This window comes from Kutzneria sp. 744 (assembly GCF_000568255.1).
In the GTDB taxonomy this organism is placed as follows: domain Bacteria; phylum Actinomycetota; class Actinomycetes; order Mycobacteriales; family Pseudonocardiaceae; genus Kutzneria.
In genome coordinates this window covers 7,521,615-7,538,748 of the sequence record NZ_KK037166.1, presented here as the reverse complement: position 1 = coordinate 7,538,748, position 17,134 = coordinate 7,521,615, and the positions used below count along the sequence as shown (strand labels likewise).

At 70.4% G+C, this 17,134-nt stretch carries 12 protein-coding genes, 3 pseudogenes and 1 riboswitch; of the genes and pseudogenes, 9 read left to right on the top strand and 6 right to left on the bottom strand.

Going from position 1 to position 17,134, the window contains the following annotated elements:
• Nucleotides 1-5 precede the first annotated feature (5 nt).
• Together hisC and KUTG_RS34735 are read left to right on the top strand one after the other, a co-directional pair.
• Complete coding sequence (hisC, locus tag KUTG_RS34740) at nucleotides 6-1,079, top strand: histidinol-phosphate transaminase (protein WP_043722925.1); 1,074 nt, start codon at nucleotides 6-8, stop codon at nucleotides 1,077-1,079.
• An 18-nt stretch (nucleotides 1,080-1,097) separates the two neighbouring features.
• On the top strand, nucleotides 1,098-2,156 hold the full coding sequence (locus KUTG_RS34735; protein ID WP_084580105.1) for a glycoside hydrolase family 76 protein: 1,059 nt from the start codon (nucleotides 1,098-1,100) through the stop codon (nucleotides 2,154-2,156).
• Nucleotides 2,157-2,184: 28 nt separating this feature from the next.
• Here KUTG_RS34735 and KUTG_RS34730 read toward each other — a convergent pair whose 3' ends face one another.
• From KUTG_RS34730 to KUTG_RS34720, 3 genes are all read right to left on the bottom strand, one after another.
• Nucleotides 2,185-2,469, bottom strand: coding sequence for a hypothetical protein (locus KUTG_RS34730; protein ID WP_043722923.1), 285 nt, complete (start codon nucleotides 2,467-2,469; stop codon nucleotides 2,185-2,187).
• A gap of 185 nt (nucleotides 2,470-2,654) precedes the next feature.
• Nucleotides 2,655-6,311, bottom strand: a complete 3,657-nt coding sequence (gene cobN, locus KUTG_RS34725; RefSeq protein WP_043722920.1) for a cobaltochelatase subunit CobN — start codon at nucleotides 6,309-6,311, stop codon at nucleotides 2,655-2,657.
• Nucleotides 6,312-6,346: 35 nt separating this feature from the next.
• Nucleotides 6,347-6,449: riboswitch (cobalamin riboswitch) on the bottom strand.
• A gap of 52 nt (nucleotides 6,450-6,501) precedes the next feature.
• Complete coding sequence (locus KUTG_RS34720; RefSeq protein ID WP_043722918.1) at nucleotides 6,502-7,314, bottom strand: SAM-dependent methyltransferase; 813 nt, start codon at nucleotides 7,312-7,314, stop codon at nucleotides 6,502-6,504.
• A 255-nt stretch (nucleotides 7,315-7,569) separates the two neighbouring features.
• Here KUTG_RS34720 and KUTG_RS34715 point away from each other — a divergent pair.
• Together KUTG_RS34715 and KUTG_RS34710 are read left to right on the top strand one after the other, a co-directional pair.
• A pseudogene (locus KUTG_RS34715) lies at nucleotides 7,570-8,934 on the top strand (LON peptidase substrate-binding domain-containing protein); the annotation flags it as partial.
• Nucleotides 8,935-8,963: 29 nt separating this feature from the next.
• Nucleotides 8,964-10,115 (top strand): annotated as a pseudogene (locus KUTG_RS34710) (S16 family serine protease); the annotation flags it as partial.
• Between the two features lie 51 nt (nucleotides 10,116-10,166).
• Here KUTG_RS34710 and KUTG_RS34705 read toward each other — a convergent pair.
• The gene (locus tag KUTG_RS34705) at nucleotides 10,167-10,874 is read right to left on the bottom strand and encodes a TetR/AcrR family transcriptional regulator (protein ID WP_043722915.1); all 708 of its coding nucleotides are present in this window, start codon (nucleotides 10,872-10,874) and stop codon (nucleotides 10,167-10,169) included.
• Between the two features lie 72 nt (nucleotides 10,875-10,946).
• Between KUTG_RS34705 and KUTG_RS65410 the strand changes: the two are divergent.
• Nucleotides 10,947-11,075, top strand: a pseudogene (locus tag KUTG_RS65410) (FAD-dependent oxidoreductase); the annotation flags it as partial.
• 74 nt (nucleotides 11,076-11,149) lie between these two features.
• A complete protein-coding gene (locus KUTG_RS34700; protein WP_198047399.1) occupies nucleotides 11,150-12,379 on the top strand; it encodes an FAD-dependent monooxygenase in 1,230 nt (409 codons plus the stop codon).
• A gap of 126 nt (nucleotides 12,380-12,505) precedes the next feature.
• On the opposite strand, the gene KUTG_RS34695 is transcribed toward KUTG_RS34700, so the two are convergent.
• Nucleotides 12,506-13,444: an oxidoreductase gene (locus tag KUTG_RS34695; protein ID WP_043722912.1), complete on the bottom strand. Its 939-nt coding sequence runs from the start codon at nucleotides 13,442-13,444 to the stop codon at nucleotides 12,506-12,508.
• Nucleotides 13,445-13,551: 107 nt separating this feature from the next.
• Here KUTG_RS34695 and KUTG_RS34690 point away from each other — a divergent pair, with 107 nt between their 5' ends.
• Nucleotides 13,552-14,127 carry a TetR family transcriptional regulator gene (locus KUTG_RS34690; protein ID WP_043722909.1) on the top strand — a complete coding sequence of 192 codons (576 nt, stop codon included), beginning with the start codon at nucleotides 13,552-13,554 and terminating at the stop codon, nucleotides 14,125-14,127.
• Here KUTG_RS34690 and KUTG_RS34685 read toward each other — a convergent pair whose 3' ends face one another.
• The gene (locus KUTG_RS34685; protein ID WP_043722906.1) at nucleotides 14,128-14,931 is read right to left on the bottom strand and encodes a polysaccharide deacetylase family protein; all 804 of its coding nucleotides are present in this window, start codon (nucleotides 14,929-14,931) and stop codon (nucleotides 14,128-14,130) included. It lies immediately after the preceding gene.
• A gap of 145 nt (nucleotides 14,932-15,076) precedes the next feature.
• On the opposite strand from KUTG_RS34685, the gene KUTG_RS34680 reads away from it, so the two are divergent.
• Together KUTG_RS34680 and KUTG_RS34675 are read left to right on the top strand one after the other, a co-directional pair.
• Nucleotides 15,077-15,619 carry a kinase inhibitor gene (locus KUTG_RS34680; protein ID WP_043722903.1) on the top strand — a complete coding sequence of 181 codons (543 nt, stop codon included), beginning with the start codon at nucleotides 15,077-15,079 and terminating at the stop codon, nucleotides 15,617-15,619.
• A gap of 63 nt (nucleotides 15,620-15,682) precedes the next feature.
• Nucleotides 15,683-17,059, top strand: coding sequence for a mycothione reductase (locus KUTG_RS34675; protein ID WP_043722900.1), 1,377 nt, complete (start codon nucleotides 15,683-15,685; stop codon nucleotides 17,057-17,059).
• The last annotated feature ends 75 nt before the right edge of the window (nucleotides 17,060-17,134 follow it).

Below are 17,134 nucleotides of genomic sequence, written 5' to 3'. Positions count from 1 at the left end.
GGGCCATGAGCACCGGACCCAAGCTGCGCGTCGCGCTGGACGACATTCCGACCTACAAGCCGGGCAAGCCGGCCGTCGGCGCGGACGGCGCCCCGGCGTTCAAGCTCTCGTCGAACGAGAACCCGCACGACCCGCTGCCCGGCGTGGTCGAGGCCATGGAGCGGGCGCTGCGCTCGCACAACCGGTACCCGGACATGGGCTGCTCGGCCCTGATCCCGGCCATCGCCGCGCGGCTGGGCGTGCCGGAGGCGCGCGTGGCCACCGGCACCGGCGGTGTCGGCGTGATCCAGCAGGTGCTGCAGGCCGTGTGCGACGACCGCGACCAGGTCATCTACCCGTGGCGGTCGTTCGAGGCGTACCCGATCATCACCAAGATGGTCGGCGCGCACCCGGTCGAGGTGCCGCTGACCCCGGACGAGCACCAGGACCTGGACGCGATCGCCGCGGCGGTCACTGACCGGACCCGGCTGATCATCCTGTGCAACCCCAACAACCCCACCGGCACCGCGATCCGGCGCGCGGAGCTGGAGGCGTTCCTGGACCGGGTGCCGAGCGACGTGCTGGTGCTGATCGACGAGGCGTACCGGGAGTTCGTGCGCGACCCCGAGGTGCCGGACGGGCTGGAGGTCTACCGCGACCGCCCGAACGTGGCCGTGCTGCGGACCTTCTCCAAGGCCTACGGCCTGGCCGGGCTGCGCGTCGGGTACGCCGTGGCGCACGAGCCGGTGGCCGACGCGCTGCGCAAGATGGCCGTGCCGTTCGGCGTGAGCCAGCTCGCGCAGGACGCCGCGATCGCGTCGCTGGCGGCCGAGGCCGAGCTGTTCGAGCGGGTCGAGCACATCACCAAGGAGCGCGGGCGGGTGTTGGACGCGCTGCGCGACCAGGGCTGGACGGTGCCGGACTCGCAGGGCAACTTCGTGTGGCTGCGGCTGGGCGAGCGGACCACCGAGTTCGCGGAGCTCGCGCAGGCCAAGGGCGTGATGGTGCGGCCGTTCGCCGGCGAGGGGGCGCGGATCTCCATCGGCGAGGTCGACGGCAACGACCTGTTCCTCGGAGTCGCCGCGGCCTTCCGATCTTGATCTGTCACGATCAGGGTCATGTTGTCACGTCTCGGTGCGCTGCTCTGCGTCGCGCTGTTGGCGCTGCCTGTCACCGCGCAGGCGGCGCCGACGGCGCCGTCGCCCGCCATCAAGTGGATCACTGAGGCGTCCGCGACACTGGACCACTGGTACAACCCGGACGACGGCCGCTACCGCACGACGAACTGGTGGAACTCGGCCAACGCGCTGCAGGCCCAGCTGGTCGCCTCCAGCCTGCTCGGCAACGACCTCGGCGAGAAGCGCGCGGCCAACACCTACGACCAGAACATCGGCACCTCGTTCCGGAACGACTACTACGACGACGAGGGCTGGTGGGGCCTGACCTGGCTGCAGGCCTACGACCAGACCGGCGAGAAGCGCTACCTGGTGGCGGCCGAGTCGCTGTTCACCGACATGGCCGGCGGCTGGGACCTGGCCTGCGGCGGCGGCATCTGGTGGTCACGCAACCGGGACTACAAGAACGCGATTCCCAACGAGCTGTTCCTGTCGCTGGCCGCCGCGCTGGCGCTGCGCACCTCCGGAGCGGCGGCGGCCAACTACAAGCAGTGGGCGCTGCTGGAGTGGGACTGGTTCGCCCACACCGGCATGATCAATGCTCAGGGTCTGGTCAACGACGGTCTGACCGACGACTGCAAGAACAACGGGCGTACCACGTGGACCTACAACCAGGGTGTGGTCCTGGGTGGTCTTGCCGATCTGTACCGGCTCACCGGGCGCCGGGACCTGTTGCAGTCGGCCACCTCCATCGCCAACGCCGCGATGACGAAGCTCACCGATGGGAACGGTGTGCTTCATGAGCCGTGTGAGGCTCAGCGATGCGATGTGGACCAGACCCAGTTCAAGGGGATCTTCGTCCGGAACCTGGTGGCGCTCAACGAGGTCGCGCCCTCGTCGACCTACACGTCCTTCACCGTGCGCAACGCGCTGGCCGTGTGGAAGACCCGCAACCAGGCCTACCAGCTCGGTCTGTTCTGGAGTGGACCGTTCGATCTCGCCGACGCCAGCCGGCAGAGCTCGGCGCTGGACTGCCTGAACTCGGCCCTGCGCCTGAGCTGAACCGGGCCTGAGCTGATCTTTCCTTGGTTCAGTTGACGATCGGCTGGGTCAGCGTGTCGATCGTGTCCCCCGGCGGCAGCTCGGCGCTGCGCTGGGCCGGAACCGGTGTCGACTCGGCCCGGTTGATCACGACGACGTTGGCCATCGGGTCGGGCTCGTCGGTCAGCATCGGCGACAGCGAGCGGGCCACCGCCTTGAGCCGGCGCAGCCGGCGGGCCGCCAGGAAGCCGATGAACCTGGGCGAAGTGAGCCACCAGCCCAGCAGGAGGCCGCCGCCGGCGATCGCGGACAACACCACCAACTCCACCCGCACGGCGCACCCCCTTCCCCAGTGACGGACCGGTCGGCGCGCTATCAGGCACGGCTCCGACGGCCCCCGGGTTCGCCGCCGCGGCATCGTCTCCGCGGCGGCGAACCCGTTGTGCGCTACCTGTCATTAAAGGACCTTCGGCGCGGAAATGCGCGTGAAGTCACCGGTCTGGGGTCAAACGGCGCGGGTTATTCCTCCAACTGGCCTTCCAGTTCCAGATAGACCGTGCGCAGTTGGTCGAGAACGGTCTCGTCCGGTTGCGACCACAGTCCCCGATCGGCTGCTTCCAACAGACGCTCGGTCACGCCGCGCAGTGCCCAGGGGTTGGACTTGCGCATGAAGTCCTGGACTTCCTTGTCAAAAACGTAGGATTCGGCAAGTTGCGCGTACATCCAGTCGTCGACAACCCCGGCCGTGGCATCGAAACCGAACAGATAGTCCACAGTGGCCGCCAGCTCGAACGCCCCTTTGTAACCATGTCGACGCATGGCCGAGATCCAGCGGGGGTTGACAACCCGGGCCCGGAACACCCGTTTGGTCTCCTCGCCGAGCGTGCGCGTGCGGACCGCGTGCGGCACCGCGGAGTCGCCGACGTAGGCCGCCGGGTTGTCGCCGGTCAGCGAGCGCACCATGGCCACCATGCCACCGTGGTACTGGAAATAGTCGTCCGAATCGGCGATGTCGTGCTCGCGCGTGTCGACGTTCTTGGCCGCCACCTGGATCCTGCGGTACGCGGTCTCCATGTCCTCGCGCGCCTGCGCGCCGTCGAGGCCGCGGCCGTAGGCGTAGCCGCCCCAGGTGGCGTAGACCTCGGCCAGATCGGCGTCGTCGCGCCAGTTCCGGGAGTCGATCAGCGGCAGCAGTCCGGCCCCGTAGGCGCCGGGCTTGGAGCCGAAGATCCTTGTGGTGGCCCGACGCTCGTCGCCGTGTTCTTCCAAGTCGCGGCGGAAGTGGGCGGCCACGTAGTTGTCCTCGTCGGACTCATCGAGCCGGGCCACCGCCGCGACGGCGTCGTCCAGCACGGCGACCACGTGCGGGAAGGCGTCGCGGAAGAAGCCGGATATCCGCACCACCACGTCGATCCGGGGACGCCCGAGTTCCGGAACCGGCACGATCTCGAAGCCGGTGACCCGGCGCGACGCGTCGTCCCACACCGGCCTGGTTCCCAGCAGCCACAGCAGTTCCGCGATGTCGTCGCCCTGCGTGCGCATCGCCGAGGTGCCCCACACCGTGAGGCCGACGCTGCGCGGCCACTCCCCGGTGTCGGCGCGATGCCGATCCAGCAACGAATCGGCCAACGCCGAGCCGACGTCGAAGGCGTTGCGGGACGGGATCGCCTTGGGGTCCACGGAATAGAAGTTGCGGCCGGTGGGCAGCACCGAGACCAGGCCGCGGGTCGGAGATCCGGACGGACCCGGCTCGATGAACCGGCCGTCCAGGGCCCGCAGCACGTTGCGGATCTCGTCGGTGGTCCGCGCCAGCCGCGGCACCACCTCGCCGCAGGCGAAGCCGAGCACCGCCGCCACGGCCTCGACCCGTTCCCCCAGCACGGTTTCCGTGATGCCGTCGGTGGCCCAGCCGTTGTCGTGCACGCCGGTCACCAGCCGGCGGGCCAGCTCCTCCAGCAGGTCGATCACGTCGGCGCCGGTCTGCGCCGGGCCTTCGACCAGTTCGGACAGTCCGCCGGTGTTCACCACCCGGATGCCGGGATCGGCCAGCAGCGCTTCCTCGTCCAGTCCGAAGTGGACGGCCAGGGCGGCGCGAAGTCCCGTGATGGCCCCGACCTTGCCGCCGAACACCTGCCGCGCCCGCAACACCGCGAGCACGTCGTTGATCAGCTCCTCGCCCTCCGGGGCCCGTCCGAGGATGTGCAGGCCGTCCCGGATCTGCACATCCTTGATCTCGCACAGGTAGCCGTCGATGTGCATGACGAAGTCGTCGAAGTCGTCCTCGCCGGGCGCCTCGGACTGGTGCAGGTCGTGGTGCAGCTTGGCGCTGGTGACCAGCTCCCAGATCTGGCCGCGCACGGTGGCCAGCTTGGTCGGGTCCAGCGCCTGCACGGTGGCGTACTCGTCGAGCAGCTGCTCCAGCTTGGCCATGTCGCCGTAGGTGTCGGCGCGGGCCATCGGCGGGATCATGTGGTCCACCACGGTGGCGTGCGCACGGCGCTTGGCCTGCGTGCCCTCGCCCGGGTCGTTCACGATGAACGGGTAGATCAGCGGCAGGCTGCCCAGCACCGCGTCCGGGGCGCAGTCGTCGGCCAGGCCCAATCCCTTGCCCGGCAACCACTCCAGCGTGCCGTGCTTGCCGAGGTGCAGCACCGCGTGCGCGCCGAACTCCTCGTCCAGCCAGCGGTAGGCGGCCAGATACTGGTGCGAGGGCGGCAGGTTCGGGTCGTGGTAGATGGCCACCGGGTTCTCGCCGAAGCCGCGCGGCGGCTGGATCATCAGCATCACGTTGCCGAACTGGAGCGAGGCCACGTAGATCTCGTCGTCGGTGACGTAGAGCTGCCCCGGCGCCGCGCCCCAGTGTTCCGTGACGCCATCACGGAATCCGGCCGGCAGCGCGTCGAACCACGTGCGGTAGGTGGCCGACGGGACCTTGATGGCCGCACCGGACATCTGCTCCTCGGTCAGCCAGTCCACGTCGTGCCCGCCGGCCGCGATCAGCCGGTGGATCAGCGTGTCACCGTCCAATGAGGACACATCGAGGCCACCGAGGTCGTAGCCCTGCTCGGCCATGCGGTGCAAGAGAATCACCGCCGAGGCCGGCGTGTCCAGGCCGACCGCGTTGCCGACCCGGGCGTGCTTCGTCGGGTACGACGACAGCACGACGGCGACCTTCTTGTCCTTGTTCGGCACATGCCGCAGCCGTGCCAGGCCCACCGCCGTGCCGGCCACGCGGGCCGCCCGCTCCGGGTCGGCCACGTAGACCGGGATGCCGTCCGGGCCGTTCTCCTTGAAGGAGAAGGGAACGCCGATCAGCCGGCCGTCGAACTCCGGGATCGCCACCTGCATCGCCGCGTCCATCGGGGACAGTGCCGCGTCGGACTCCCGCCACGCCGCCCGTGACGACGTGAGGCAAAGCCCTTGCAGCACCGGGATGTCCAGCTTCGCCAGCGCACCCGCGTCCCAGGCGTCTTCGTCGCCGCCCGCGCTGGCCTCCGCCGCCACCACCCCGCCGGCCGCGAGCACCGTCGCCACCACTGCGTCGCAGCGGCTCAGGACCTCCAGCAGGGCGTCCGACTCGTCGTCGGCCAGGCCGCGCAGCGAGCCGCAGAACACCGGCAGCACATTGGCCCCGGCCGCCTCCACCGCGTCGGCCAGCGTGTCCACGAACGCCGTGTTCCCGGCCAGCGCGTGCGCCCGGTAGAACACGACGCCCACCGTCGGCCGGCCCTCCACGTGCTGGCGCTCGCCGTGCACGCCGTAGACCGGAGTGCGGACCGGCGCCTCGAAGCCCTCGCCCGTCAGCAACACCGTGTCCGACAGGAAGTTGGCCAGCTGCCCCAGGTTGGCCGGGCCGCCCTCGACCAGGTAGGCCAGGGCCTGCGTGGCCACGCCCGCCGGCACCGTCGAGGCCGCCATCAGCTCCGCGTCCGGCGTCGCCTCGCCCCCGAGGCACACCGTCGGCTTCATGCTGGCCAGGACTGCCGCCAGGCCCTCCTCCCAGGCCCTTCGGCCGCCCAGCAGCCGCACCACCACCAGGTCGGCGTCGGCCAGCAGCGCCGGCAGGTCGTCGACCTCCAGCCGAGCCGGGTTGCCGACCGTGTAGTCGGCCCCGCTGGCCCTGGCCGCCAACAGGTCCGTGTCTGCCGTCGAGAGCAGCAGGACGCGCGAAGTCATCAGCCGTACCCTCCTCGGGGTCCTGCGCCCCGGGTAGAGACATCACGGCCGGTGGTGGAGTGTCTGGCTTTCACAGTGGCGCGACCGCCCCGGACTCCCACCGGGTTCCTCGCTCCCACCGCCGTCTGGTCGGCTGAGTCTATGCCGCGCGTCCCGCGCGGGACCCGGCCCTACGAGATCCACCTCATGGTCAGGGCTTGCGGGCGACGCCCCCGTACGACAGGTGCACCTTGCCCTCGTTCTGGTCGCTCCACTCGGAGCGCCACTGGCGGACGGGGACCACGCCGGGGTCGATCAGCTCCAGGCCGGTGAAGAACTTGGCCACCTCGCCGTACGGGCGGGGGTGCAGCTGGGCGCTGATCTGGCGGTAGATGCCCTCGACCTGGCTGACGGCCCCGAGCTGCCCCTCCGGCACGAAGTCGACGGTGGCGTGGGAGATGGCCATGTAGCTGCCGGGGGCCAGGGCGTCGCGGTAGGCCTCGACCAGGCCGTGCGGGTCGTCGGCGTCGGGCAGGTAGTGCAGGACGGCGATGGCGATCAGGCCGACCGGCCGGGAGAAGTCGATCATCTCCCGGACCTGGGGCAGGTTGAGCACGGAATCGGGGTGCCGAAGATCGGCCCGCACGGGCGCGACCAGGGGGTTGTTGCCGAGAATGGTCCGGCTGTGGGCGACGGCGATGGGCTCGTTGTCCACGTACACCACGCGGGCGGCGGGACTGATGCGGTGGGCGATCTCGTGCACGTTGCCCACGGTCGGAATGCCGGAGCCGAGGTCGAGGAACTGGTCGACGCCGGCCTCGACCAGGCAGTTGACGGCGCGGCGCAGGAACGAGCGGCTGGCCCGCATGCCGTTGGCCACCTCGGGCATGGCCTGCACGGCCTTCTTGGCGGCGGCGCGGTCGACGGCGAAGTTGTGGGCCCCGCCCAGGAAGTAGTCGAGGATGCGGGCCGGATTGGGGCGGTCCAGGTTGACGTCGGCCGGTATCCACCGAGGACGGTGCATCCGCGCGACCCCTTCCGCCAAACTTCACCCGATCGTGTTAATGGTGGGGGCGCGGTCACCGGCTGTCCACCTCGCCGCGGTCACGAACACGCAGGGATTTTGTCGCGTCACCGGGCGTTGTACAAGGTGTGCCGCGCCGTCAACCAGTTGACGGAGGGTGACGAAAAGCCGGGATCGCTCACGGCGAACAGACGGTCGGGAACACTTCCCGGCTCCAGTTGGTTGAGCCAGTACGACTCAACCTTGGAGGATGACGTGAGCGAAACACTGGCACTCCCGGTGCTCCCGCTGGACGACGTGGTCGTGCTGCCCGGCATGGTGGTGCCGGTCAAGCTCGCCGACGCGGAGATCCGCGCGGCCGTCGAGGCCGCGCAGGCCGGCGACACCGGGTCGAAGGTGTTGCTGGTTCCCCGCCTGGAGGGCAAGTACGCCAAGGTGGGCACGCTGGGCGTGATCACCCAGATCGGCCGCCTGCCCGGCGGCGAGCGCGCGGCCGTGGTGCGGGGCACCGACCGCGTGAAGATCGGCACCGGCACGACCGGACCCGGCGCGGCCCTGTGGGTCGAGGCCGTGGTCCAGGACGAACCGCCGGTCGACGAGAGCACCCGCGAGCTGGCCAAGGAGTACCGCACCCTGGTCACCTCGATCCTGCAGCAGCGGGGCGCGTGGCAGGTGGTCGACTCGGTGCAGGGCGTCGACGACCCGTCGGCGCTGGCCGACCTGGCCGGCTACGCCTCGTACATCACCGACGAGCAGAAGATCTGGCTGCTGGAGACCGCGGACGTCCGCGAGCGGCTGGAGAAGCTGCTGGCCTGGGGCCGTGAGCACATGGCCGAGCTGGACGTGGCCGAGACGATCCGCAAGGACGTCAAGGAAGGCATGGAGAAGCAGCAGCGCGAGTTCCTGCTGCGCCAGCAGCTGTCGGCCATCCGCAAGGAGCTGGCCGAGCTGGACGGCAAGCCGGCCTCCGAGGAGCAGGACTACCGGGCCCGGGTGGAGGCCGCCGACCTGCCGGAGAAGGTGCGCGACGCCGCGCTGACCGAGGTGGACAAGCTGGAGCGGACCTCCGAGCAGTCGCCCGAGGTCAGCTGGATCCGCACCTGGCTGGACACGGTCCTCGACATCCCGTGGAACGAGCGGACCGAGGACGCCTACGACATCACGGGCGCGCGGGCGGTGCTGGACGCCGACCACGCGGGCCTGGACGACGTGAAGGACCGCATCATCGAGCACCTCGCGGTGCGGCGGCGCCGGGCCGACAAGGGCCTCGGTGTCGTCGGCGGCCGGCGCAGCGGCGCCGTGCTCGCCCTGGTCGGCCCGCCCGGCGTCGGCAAGACGTCGCTGGGTGAGTCGGTCGCGCGGTCCATGGGCCGCAAGTTCGTCCGGGTCGCCCTGGGCGGCGTGCGGGACGAGGCCGAGATCCGCGGCCACCGGCGCACCTACGTCGGCGCGCTGCCCGGCCGCATCGTGCGGGCCATCAAGGAGGCCGGCTCGATGAACCCGGTCGTGCTGCTGGACGAGGTCGACAAGGTCGGCTCCGACTACCGCGGCGACCCGACGGCGGCCCTGCTGGAGGTGCTGGACCCGGCGCAGAACCACACGTTCCGGGACCACTACCTGGAGGTCGAGCTCGCTGTGAAAAAAAGGATGTCGGCGCGCTGCCCGGCCGCATCGTGCGGGCCATCAAGGAGGCCGGCTCGATGAACCCGGTCGTGCTGCTGGACGAGGTCGACAAGGTCGGCTCCGACTACCGCGGCGACCCGACGGCGGCCCTGCTGGAGGTGCTGGACCCGGCGCAGAACCACACGTTCCGGGACCACTACCTGGAGGTCGAGCTGGACCTGTCGGACGTGCTGTTCCTGGCCACGGCCAACGTGCTGGACTCCATCCCCGGCCCGCTGCTGGACCGCATGGAGCTGGTCCGGCTGGACGGCTACACCGAGGACGAGAAGGTCACCATCGCCCGCGACCACCTGCTGGCCCGCCAGCTGGAACGCGCCGGTCTGACCACCGACGACGTGACCGTCACGGACGAGGCGCTGCGCCGGCTGGCCGCGGAGTACACCCGGGAGGCCGGGGTCCGCGACCTGGAGCGGTCCATCGCCCGTGTGCTGCGCAAGGCGGCCGTGGACGAGAGCAAGCTGCCGCTGACCGTCAACGACGCCAACCTGCCCGATTTCCTCGGACGGCCGCGGCACACGCCGGAGTCGGCCGAGCGCACGGCGGTTCCCGGTGTGGCGACCGGTCTCGCGGTCACCGGCGTCGGCGGTGACGTTCTCTTCGTGGAGGCCTCGCTGGCCGATCCGGAGACCGGCTCGACCGGGGTGTCGCTGACCGGGCAGCTGGGCGACGTGATGAAGGAGTCGGCGCACATCGCGCTGAGCTACCTCCGTTCCCACGGGGCCGAGCTGGAGCTGCCGGTGCGCGACCTGAAGGACCGCGGCGTGCACGTCCACGTGCCGGCCGGCGCGGTGCCCAAGGACGGCCCGAGCGCCGGTGTCACCATGACCACCGCACTGGCGTCGCTGCTGTCGGGCCGGCCCATCCGCTCGGACGTGGCCATGACCGGCGAGGTGTCGCTGACCGGGCGGGTGCTGCCCATCGGCGGCGTCAAGCAGAAGCTGCTGGCGGCGCACCGGGCCGGCATCACCACGGTGTTGCTGCCCAAGCGGAACGAGCCCGACCTGGACGACGTCCCGGCCTCGGTGCGTGAGCAGCTGGAGGTGCACCTGGTCGCCGACGTGCGCGAGGTGCTCGACATCGCCCTGCAGCCGGTCAACGCGCCGGTGCTGAGCGCCTGACCGAACTGCCTTCGGCCAGCCCGACTGAATGATCGCGTGGCCCGCTGTTCCTCAGCGGGCCACGCGTTTTTCTATGCCCGCCAACACACAGTCCAGCCCGAAGGCGAACTGCTGGTCGTGGCTGAAGTCCTCGGCCTCGAAGATGCGGCGCGCCACCCACGGGTAGTCCCCGCTGTCGATGATGACCTTCCGCACGTACGGCGACACCGCATTACGCCACTCGTCCTGGGTCATTCCCGTGCTGCGCACGTCTTCCCGCTCCGACAGCTCGGCCAGCACCGCCCCGTGCACGTAGTTGGCCACCGTCCCCAGCAGAGCCGAGGCGACCGTGATGTCTGCGGTCGCGCCGCCGGCCGCGGCGAGGGCGAAGTCGGAGCGGCGCAAGGCGTTCGGGCCTAGCGACGGCCGGCTGCGCAGCTCGGTGGCCAGCCACGGGTGGCGCAGCATCGAGGCCCGCATGCCGTCGGCGACCAGGGTCAGATCGGCCCGCCAGTCGCCGGACGGCTCCGCCGGCAGCTCGCCTTCGCCCTGCACGGCGTCGACCATCAGCTCCAGCAGCTCGTCCTTGTTGGTGACGTAGCGGTAGAGCGAGGTGGTGCCGGTGCCGGCCTCGGTCGCCACCCGGCGCATGGTCAGCGCCGGCGTGCCCTCGGCGTCGGCGATCCGGATCGCGACGGCGACGATCTGCTCGACGCTCAGCGCGGTACGCCTGCGCTGCTCCGCGAGTCGCGTCCAGACCAGCGTGAACGGTGGGGCCATGGCGCTCACCCTACTAAGTGGGTACGATGTTCCCAAGTTGGGAACGACGTTCCCGGATGAGGGGGAGAGGCCATGGACGCAGTGATCGTCGGGGGCGGCACGGTCGGCCTGTGCACCGCCGTTTTCCTGGCCCGGCAGGGTGTTTCGGTGCGGGTGCTGGAGCGCCGGGCGGCGGTGTCGGACCACCCGCGGGCCTTCGGCCTGAACCCGCGGTTTTTCTTTAGATCGCCCGCTGGGCCGGCATCGAGTTCGAGGTCGACGACCGGAAGCCGGGCGTGGCCACCGGCCCCAGCCTGGCCGAGCTCACCGAGGTCAGCGGCCATCTCCAGCTGCCCGAGATCGGGCCGGCGGCTTCCCGTGGCTGCCCGCAGCACCGTATCGACCGGGCGGCGCTGGAGCTGGTCCGAAGCCTCGGCGGGCGGGTCGACTTCGGCGCCGAGGTGGTGGCCGTCGGCGACGGCTACGTGACCACGGCGTCGGGCGAGACCGTGGAGGCCGACTACGTGATCGCCGCCGACGGCGCGCGCAGCCGGGTCCGGGAGCTGCTCGGCATCGGGACGACCGGCCCCGGCGTGCTGGGCGGCCACATGCTCAACGTGCTGTTCCGGGCCCCCGGTCTGCCGGTGCCCGAGTACTCGATGACCGTGCTGCGCAACGAGGAGTCGACCGGGATCCTCATGAAGGTCGACGACGGCGACCGGTGGATCTTCCACGTGCCCGGCGGCGACCCCGCGATGCCGGTCGAGGAGTTCCAGCGGCGGATCCGCGCCGCCACCGGGGTTTCCGACCTCGACGTGGACGTGATCAGCCTGCTGCCGTGGGCCTCCACGGCCCGCGTGGCGGAGAAGTTCCGGCAGGGCAACGTGTTCCTCATCGGCGACGCCGCCCACGTGGTGCCGCCGACCGGTGGTTTCGGCCTGAACACCGGGGTCGCCGACGGCCACAACCTGGCATGGAAGCTGGCCATTGGCGGGGATGCGCTGCTCGACACGTACGAGCAGGAACGCAAGCCGGTGGCCCAGTTCGTCATGGAACAGTCGCTGATCCGCGGCGAACACCGGGAACTGCACTGGGATCTCAGCCCGGCGCGGGCCGCCGAGCGGGCCGCCGTCTGCATGGCCAACGCGACGGTGGTGATCGCCGGCTACCGCTACGACTCCGCCGCCGTCATCGACCCGGAACCGTTGCCCTCCATGGAAGACCTGACCCTCGACGGCTCCCCCGGCAGCCGCATCCCCCACCTGTGGGTGTCGCCGGGCACGTCCACTTTGGACCTGGTAAACGGCTTCACCCTCATCACCGGCACCAACGCCGCCGGCTGGCTCTCCGCCGCCTCAGCCTTGGGCATCCCGGCCCACCCCGTAGCCGGCTGGGCCTCCGCCGCCGGCATCGACGAATCCGGAGCCGTCCTCGTCCGCCCCGACGGCTTTGTCGGCTGGCGCACCAAGGGCGAGGGCACGGCAACCGACCTCCGCGCCGCACTGAACCAACTCCACTGCCGCTAGGAACCCCCGCGAGTCACGCTCTCAGACCCACCGAAATACAGTTTCGGGCAGAACTGCGCCTCGGGTCTCGGAACTGCTCGAAACCGTATTTCGCACTGCCGGAGAGCGTGACTCGCGGGGGTTGGGTCAGTTGGTTTTGGCGGTGATTTCGGGGTAGGTGACGTCCGTGAGGTCGGCGGAGACTTCCCAGAGGCGGCGGCCGACCTCGGGGTCGTAAGCCGGCTTCAGGAAGGGCTGGGCGACGGGGTAGCCGCGGACGTTGCCGGGGCCGTTGGGGCCGTAGTACTCGCCGCCCTTGGCGTTGGGGTCGACCGCCGCCCGCAGGATCGGCAGCGCGCCGCGGGCGGCCGGCTGCGCGATGAGGGGCGTGACGATCTTCATGAACTGGGCGTACAGGCCGCCGCCGCCCAGCTGCGGGCCGCTGTACTGGAGTTCCGTGGCGCTGTAGCCGGGGTGGGCGCCGATGCTGGCGACGTCCGCGCCGGCGGCCCGGAGCCGACGGTCGAGCTCCACCGCGAAGATCGAGTTGGCCAGCTTCGACTGGCTGTACGCCACGTTGGCGCCGTAGCCCCGCTCCAGCTGGAGGTCGTCGAAGTTGATACGCCCCATCCGGGCGGCGATGCTGCTGACCGAGACGACCCGGCTGCCGGGCTTGGACAGCAGCCCCGGCAGCAGCAACCCGGTCAGCGCGAAGTGGCCGAGGTGGTTGGTGCCGAGCTGGAGTTCGAAGCCCTGCTTGGTGGTGTGCCGGCGGGGCACGGCCATCACGCCGGCGTTGTTCAGCAGCAGATCCAGGGCCGGCAGCTCGGTGGCGAGCTTGCGCACGGAGTCCAGGTCGGCCAGGTCCAGCGACACCAGCTCCAGGTTCTCGGGCGGGGCCTGCTGGCGCAGCTTGGCCAGGGCCGCCTGCCCGCGCTCCGGGTTGCGGGCGGCGACGTAGACGTGCGCGCCGCGCTTGGCCAGGTTCAGGGCCTCCAGGAACCCGAGGCCGGTGTTGCCGCCGGTGACCAGCGCGGTGCGGCCAGTCTGGTCGGGGATGTCCGCTTCGGTCCAGTGCTGTGCCATCCGTGCTCTCCTGGTGCGGGGGGGCGTGTGTCCCTCGAGTATGACACTCGGTGCCACCTGTGTCATCCGATGCCCTCCGTTACACTCAGGGTCATGCGGGAGGGGACATGACGGAGGGGTTGCGGGCACGGGCCCGGCTGGCGATGCGCACCGAGATCGCCGAGACCGCCTTCGCCCTGTTCGTCCGGCGCGGCTTCGAGCAGACCACGGTGGACGAGATCGCCGAGGCGGCCGGCCTGTCCCGGCGCAGCTTCTTCCGCTACTTCCCCAGCAAGGAAGACGCCGTTTTCGGCCTGCTCTACGACCTCGGCGAGGAACTGGCCGCCGCAGTCACGGCTCGCCCGGCCGAGGAGACGCCGTGGACGGCGCTGCACGCCGCCTGCGCGGTGCTGCTCGGCCCCATGCTGCACCGCAGCGACGAGGCCATGGCGCTGCTCCGCCTCATCCACGACACGCCGACCCTGCGGGCCCGACACCAGGACAAGCAGGACAGCTGGCGCAAGCTGCTGGTCGACGCCCTGCACGGCCGGTCGGTCCCCGCGCTGGAGGCCGACGTGCTGGCCAGCGCCGCCCTGGCCGTGTTCGACGTCGTCTGCCGGCAGTGGCTGGCCGACCCGGCCGCCGATCCGGCGGCGCTGATGGCCGAGGCCTTCGCCGTGCTCAGGCCGTCACGCGAGGCTTGATCACGCCAGCCAGTCCGGCAGCGGGACCGGCGTGAGGCCGTCCTGCTTGGCCCGGTTGACGAAGGCCGTGTAGTCCTGCACGAAGGTCTTGCGGAAGTGCATGAGCACGATGTCGCCGGCCTTGAGCTTGTTGCCGCCCTGGAACTGGACGACGCCGTCGTTGACCGCGGCGGTCCACATCACGAGGGCCTTGAGGCCGCAGTCGGCGGCGGCGCGCGCCGTCTCGCCGTTGAAGCTGCCGAACGGCGGCCGGAACAGGGTCGGGCGGTGGCCGAAGGCCTTGACGAAGGCGTCGGAGTCGTCGCAGATCTCCTTGCGCTGCGCCGCGTACGACATCTTGGACAGGTCCGGGTGGTTCACCGTGTGGTTGCCGATGACCAGATCGTCCTTGTCCTGCAACTGCTTGAAGTAGTCCTCGTGCCCCTTCACGTAGTGCTCGTTGAGGAACAACGTGGGCCGCGCGCCGGACTGCTTGATCAGGTCCAGCGCGTGCGGGTCCTGCACGGCGCCGTCGTCGATGGTGATGAACACGTACGGCTTGCCGCCGGTGTCGATGTGCCGCACCACCGGCGCCTTCCCGGCGACCGTGGCCGGGGCCTTGGCCTGCTCCGTGCCGAACGGGTACGGCTGGGCGGCCGGGGGCAGGGTCGTCGTGGTCGTCGTCGCGCTGCTACTCGTCGGAGTCGGAGTGCTACTCGTGGTGCCGGGAGTCATGTCCGCGATCGAGCGGTCGGTGCCCGCTTCACAGCCGGCCAGCAGACAAACCGTGACAATGGCGGCAACCGCCGCAAGACCAACACGCACGTGACAGAACCTTCCACCCCGAAGTGAGAATCACTCGAATTGGGGACGCCCCATCGGGTGTCGAGGTTGCTCCGCGTCGACAAGCTGGCGGGAAATGACGGGACTAGGGTTGGCGATGACAACCCCGCGTCACGGAGGCCACACCATGAGTCTCGATCGTCCCGTCGCACCGGACCCCTACGAGCTGCTTCCCGCGGTCGGCTCGTTCGAGGTCACCTCGAAGGACGTCACGGACGGCCAGCAGTTGCCCGACGCCCAGGTGTTCAACAGCTTCGGCGTCAGCGGCGACAACGTCTCGCCCCAGCTGAGCTGGGCCGGCTTCCCCGCGGAGACCAAGAGCTTCGTGGTGACCTGCTACGACCCGGACGCCCCCACCCCGTCGGGCTTCTGGCACTGGCTCGTGGTCGACATCCCGGCCTCGGTGACGGAGCTGCCCACCGGCGCGGGCGCGGGCGACGACTCGCTGCCGGCCGGCGCCTTCCACACCCGGACCGACTTCGGCACCGCCAACTACGGCGGCGCGGCCCCGCCGCAGGGCGACCAGGTGCACCGCTACTACTTCGTCGTGCACGCCGTCGACGTCGAGCAGCTGGGGGTCACGGCGGATGCCTCGCCCGCGTTCGTCAGCTTCAACCTGGCCTTCCACACGCTGGCCCGGGCGATCATCACGCCGGTCTACTCACACTGACGAATCCCTTACGCCGAGGGTGCCGGGGGAATCCTCCGGCCACCCGTCCTGTTTGATGGGTATGTGCGGCACTTCGACTTGGTGGTAATCGGCACCGGATCCGGCAACTCGATCGTCGACGAGCGCTTCGGCGACTGGGACGTGGCGATCGTCGAGAAGGGCGTGTTCGGCGGCACGTGCCTGAACGTGGGGTGCATCCCCACCAAGATGTTCGTGCACACCGCGGACGTGGCGGCCACGCCGGCCGGCGCCGCGCGGCTGGGCGTGGACGAGCAGCTGCTCGGCGTGCGCTGGCCCGAGATCCGGGACCGGGTCTTCGGCCGGATCGACCCCATCGCGGCCGGCGGACGCCGCTGGCGGATGGAGGGCAACGCCAACGTCACCGTGTACGAGGGCCAGGCCCACTTCGTCGGCCCCAAGACCCTCGACACGGGTACGGGCGAGACCATCACCGCCGACCGGTTCGTGATCGCCGCCGGCTCGCGGCCGATCGTGCCGGACGTGGCCGGCATCGAGGACGTCGGCTTCCTCACCAACGAGGACGTGATGCGCCTCGACGAGCTGCCCCGCCGCATGATCGTGCTGGGCAGCGGTTTCGTGGCCACCGAGTTCGCCCACGTCTTCGCCTCCTTCGGTGTCGAGGTCACGCTGGTCGCCCGCTCCGGCGTGCTGCTGCGGGCCGAGGACGAGGACGTCGCCACCCGTTTCACCGAGCTGGCCTCGAAGAAGTGGGACGTGCGCCTGAACTCCAAGGCCGTCCGCGTCGAAAAGGTCGACGGCACCATCCGCCTGCACCTGGAGACGCCGCGCGGCGCCGAGGTCGTCGAGGGCGACGTGCTGCTGGCCGCCGTGGGCCGGATCCCCAACACCGACCTGCTCAACGTCGAAGCCACCGGCGTCACCCTGCACCGCGACGGCCGGGCCGTGGTGGACGACAAGCAGCGGACCGTGGTCGACGGCATCTGGGCGCTGGGCGACGTCAGCTCCGACTACCAGCTCAAGCACGTAGCCAACCACGAGGCCCGGGTCGTGCAGCACAACCTGCTCCACCCCGACGAGCAGGTCGACGCCGACCACCGCTTCGTGCCGCACGGCGTGTTCTCCTCGCCGCAGATCGGCTCCGTCGGCCTGACCGAGCAGCAGGCCCGCGAGCGCGGCATCCGTTACGTGACGGCCAGTCAGGACTACGGCGACATCGCCTACGGCTGGGCCATGGAGGACACCACCGGCTTCGCCAAGGTCATCGCCGACCCCGCCACCGGGCAGCTGCTCGGCGCGCACATCATCGGCCCGCAGGCGCCGACCCTGATCCAGCTGGTCATCCAGGCCATGAGCTTCGGCATCAGCGCCCGCGACCTGACCCGCGGCCAGTACTGGATCCACCCCGCCATGCCCGAGCTCCTCGAGAACGCCCTCCTGAAACTCCCGCTGGACGCATGACTTCAGGCAGGGAAGGACGCCTTACCCTCGTTCAACGCGGGTAAGGCGTCCTTCCCTGCATAACGGGCACCACCG

Coding starts and splice junctions, on each gene's coding strand:
- hisC (WP_043722925.1), top strand. CDS start 6: ATGAGCACCGGACCCAAGCTGCGCGTCGCGCTGGACGACATTCCGACC.
- KUTG_RS34735 (WP_084580105.1), top strand. CDS start 1,098: ATGTTGTCACGTCTCGGTGCGCTGCTCTGCGTCGCGCTGTTGGCGCTG.
- cobN (WP_043722920.1), bottom strand. CDS start 6,311: ATGACTTCGCGCGTCCTGCTGCTCTCGACGGCAGACACGGACCTGTTG.
- KUTG_RS34720 (WP_043722918.1), bottom strand. CDS start 7,314: ATGCACCGTCCTCGGTGGATACCGGCCGACGTCAACCTGGACCGCCCC.
- KUTG_RS34705 (WP_043722915.1), bottom strand. CDS start 10,874: ATGGCCCCACCGTTCACGCTGGTCTGGACGCGACTCGCGGAGCAGCGC.
- KUTG_RS34695 (WP_043722912.1), bottom strand. CDS start 13,444: ATGGCACAGCACTGGACCGAAGCGGACATCCCCGACCAGACTGGCCGC.
- KUTG_RS34690 (WP_043722909.1), top strand. CDS start 13,552: ATGACGGAGGGGTTGCGGGCACGGGCCCGGCTGGCGATGCGCACCGAG.
- KUTG_RS34680 (WP_043722903.1), top strand. CDS start 15,077: ATGAGTCTCGATCGTCCCGTCGCACCGGACCCCTACGAGCTGCTTCCC.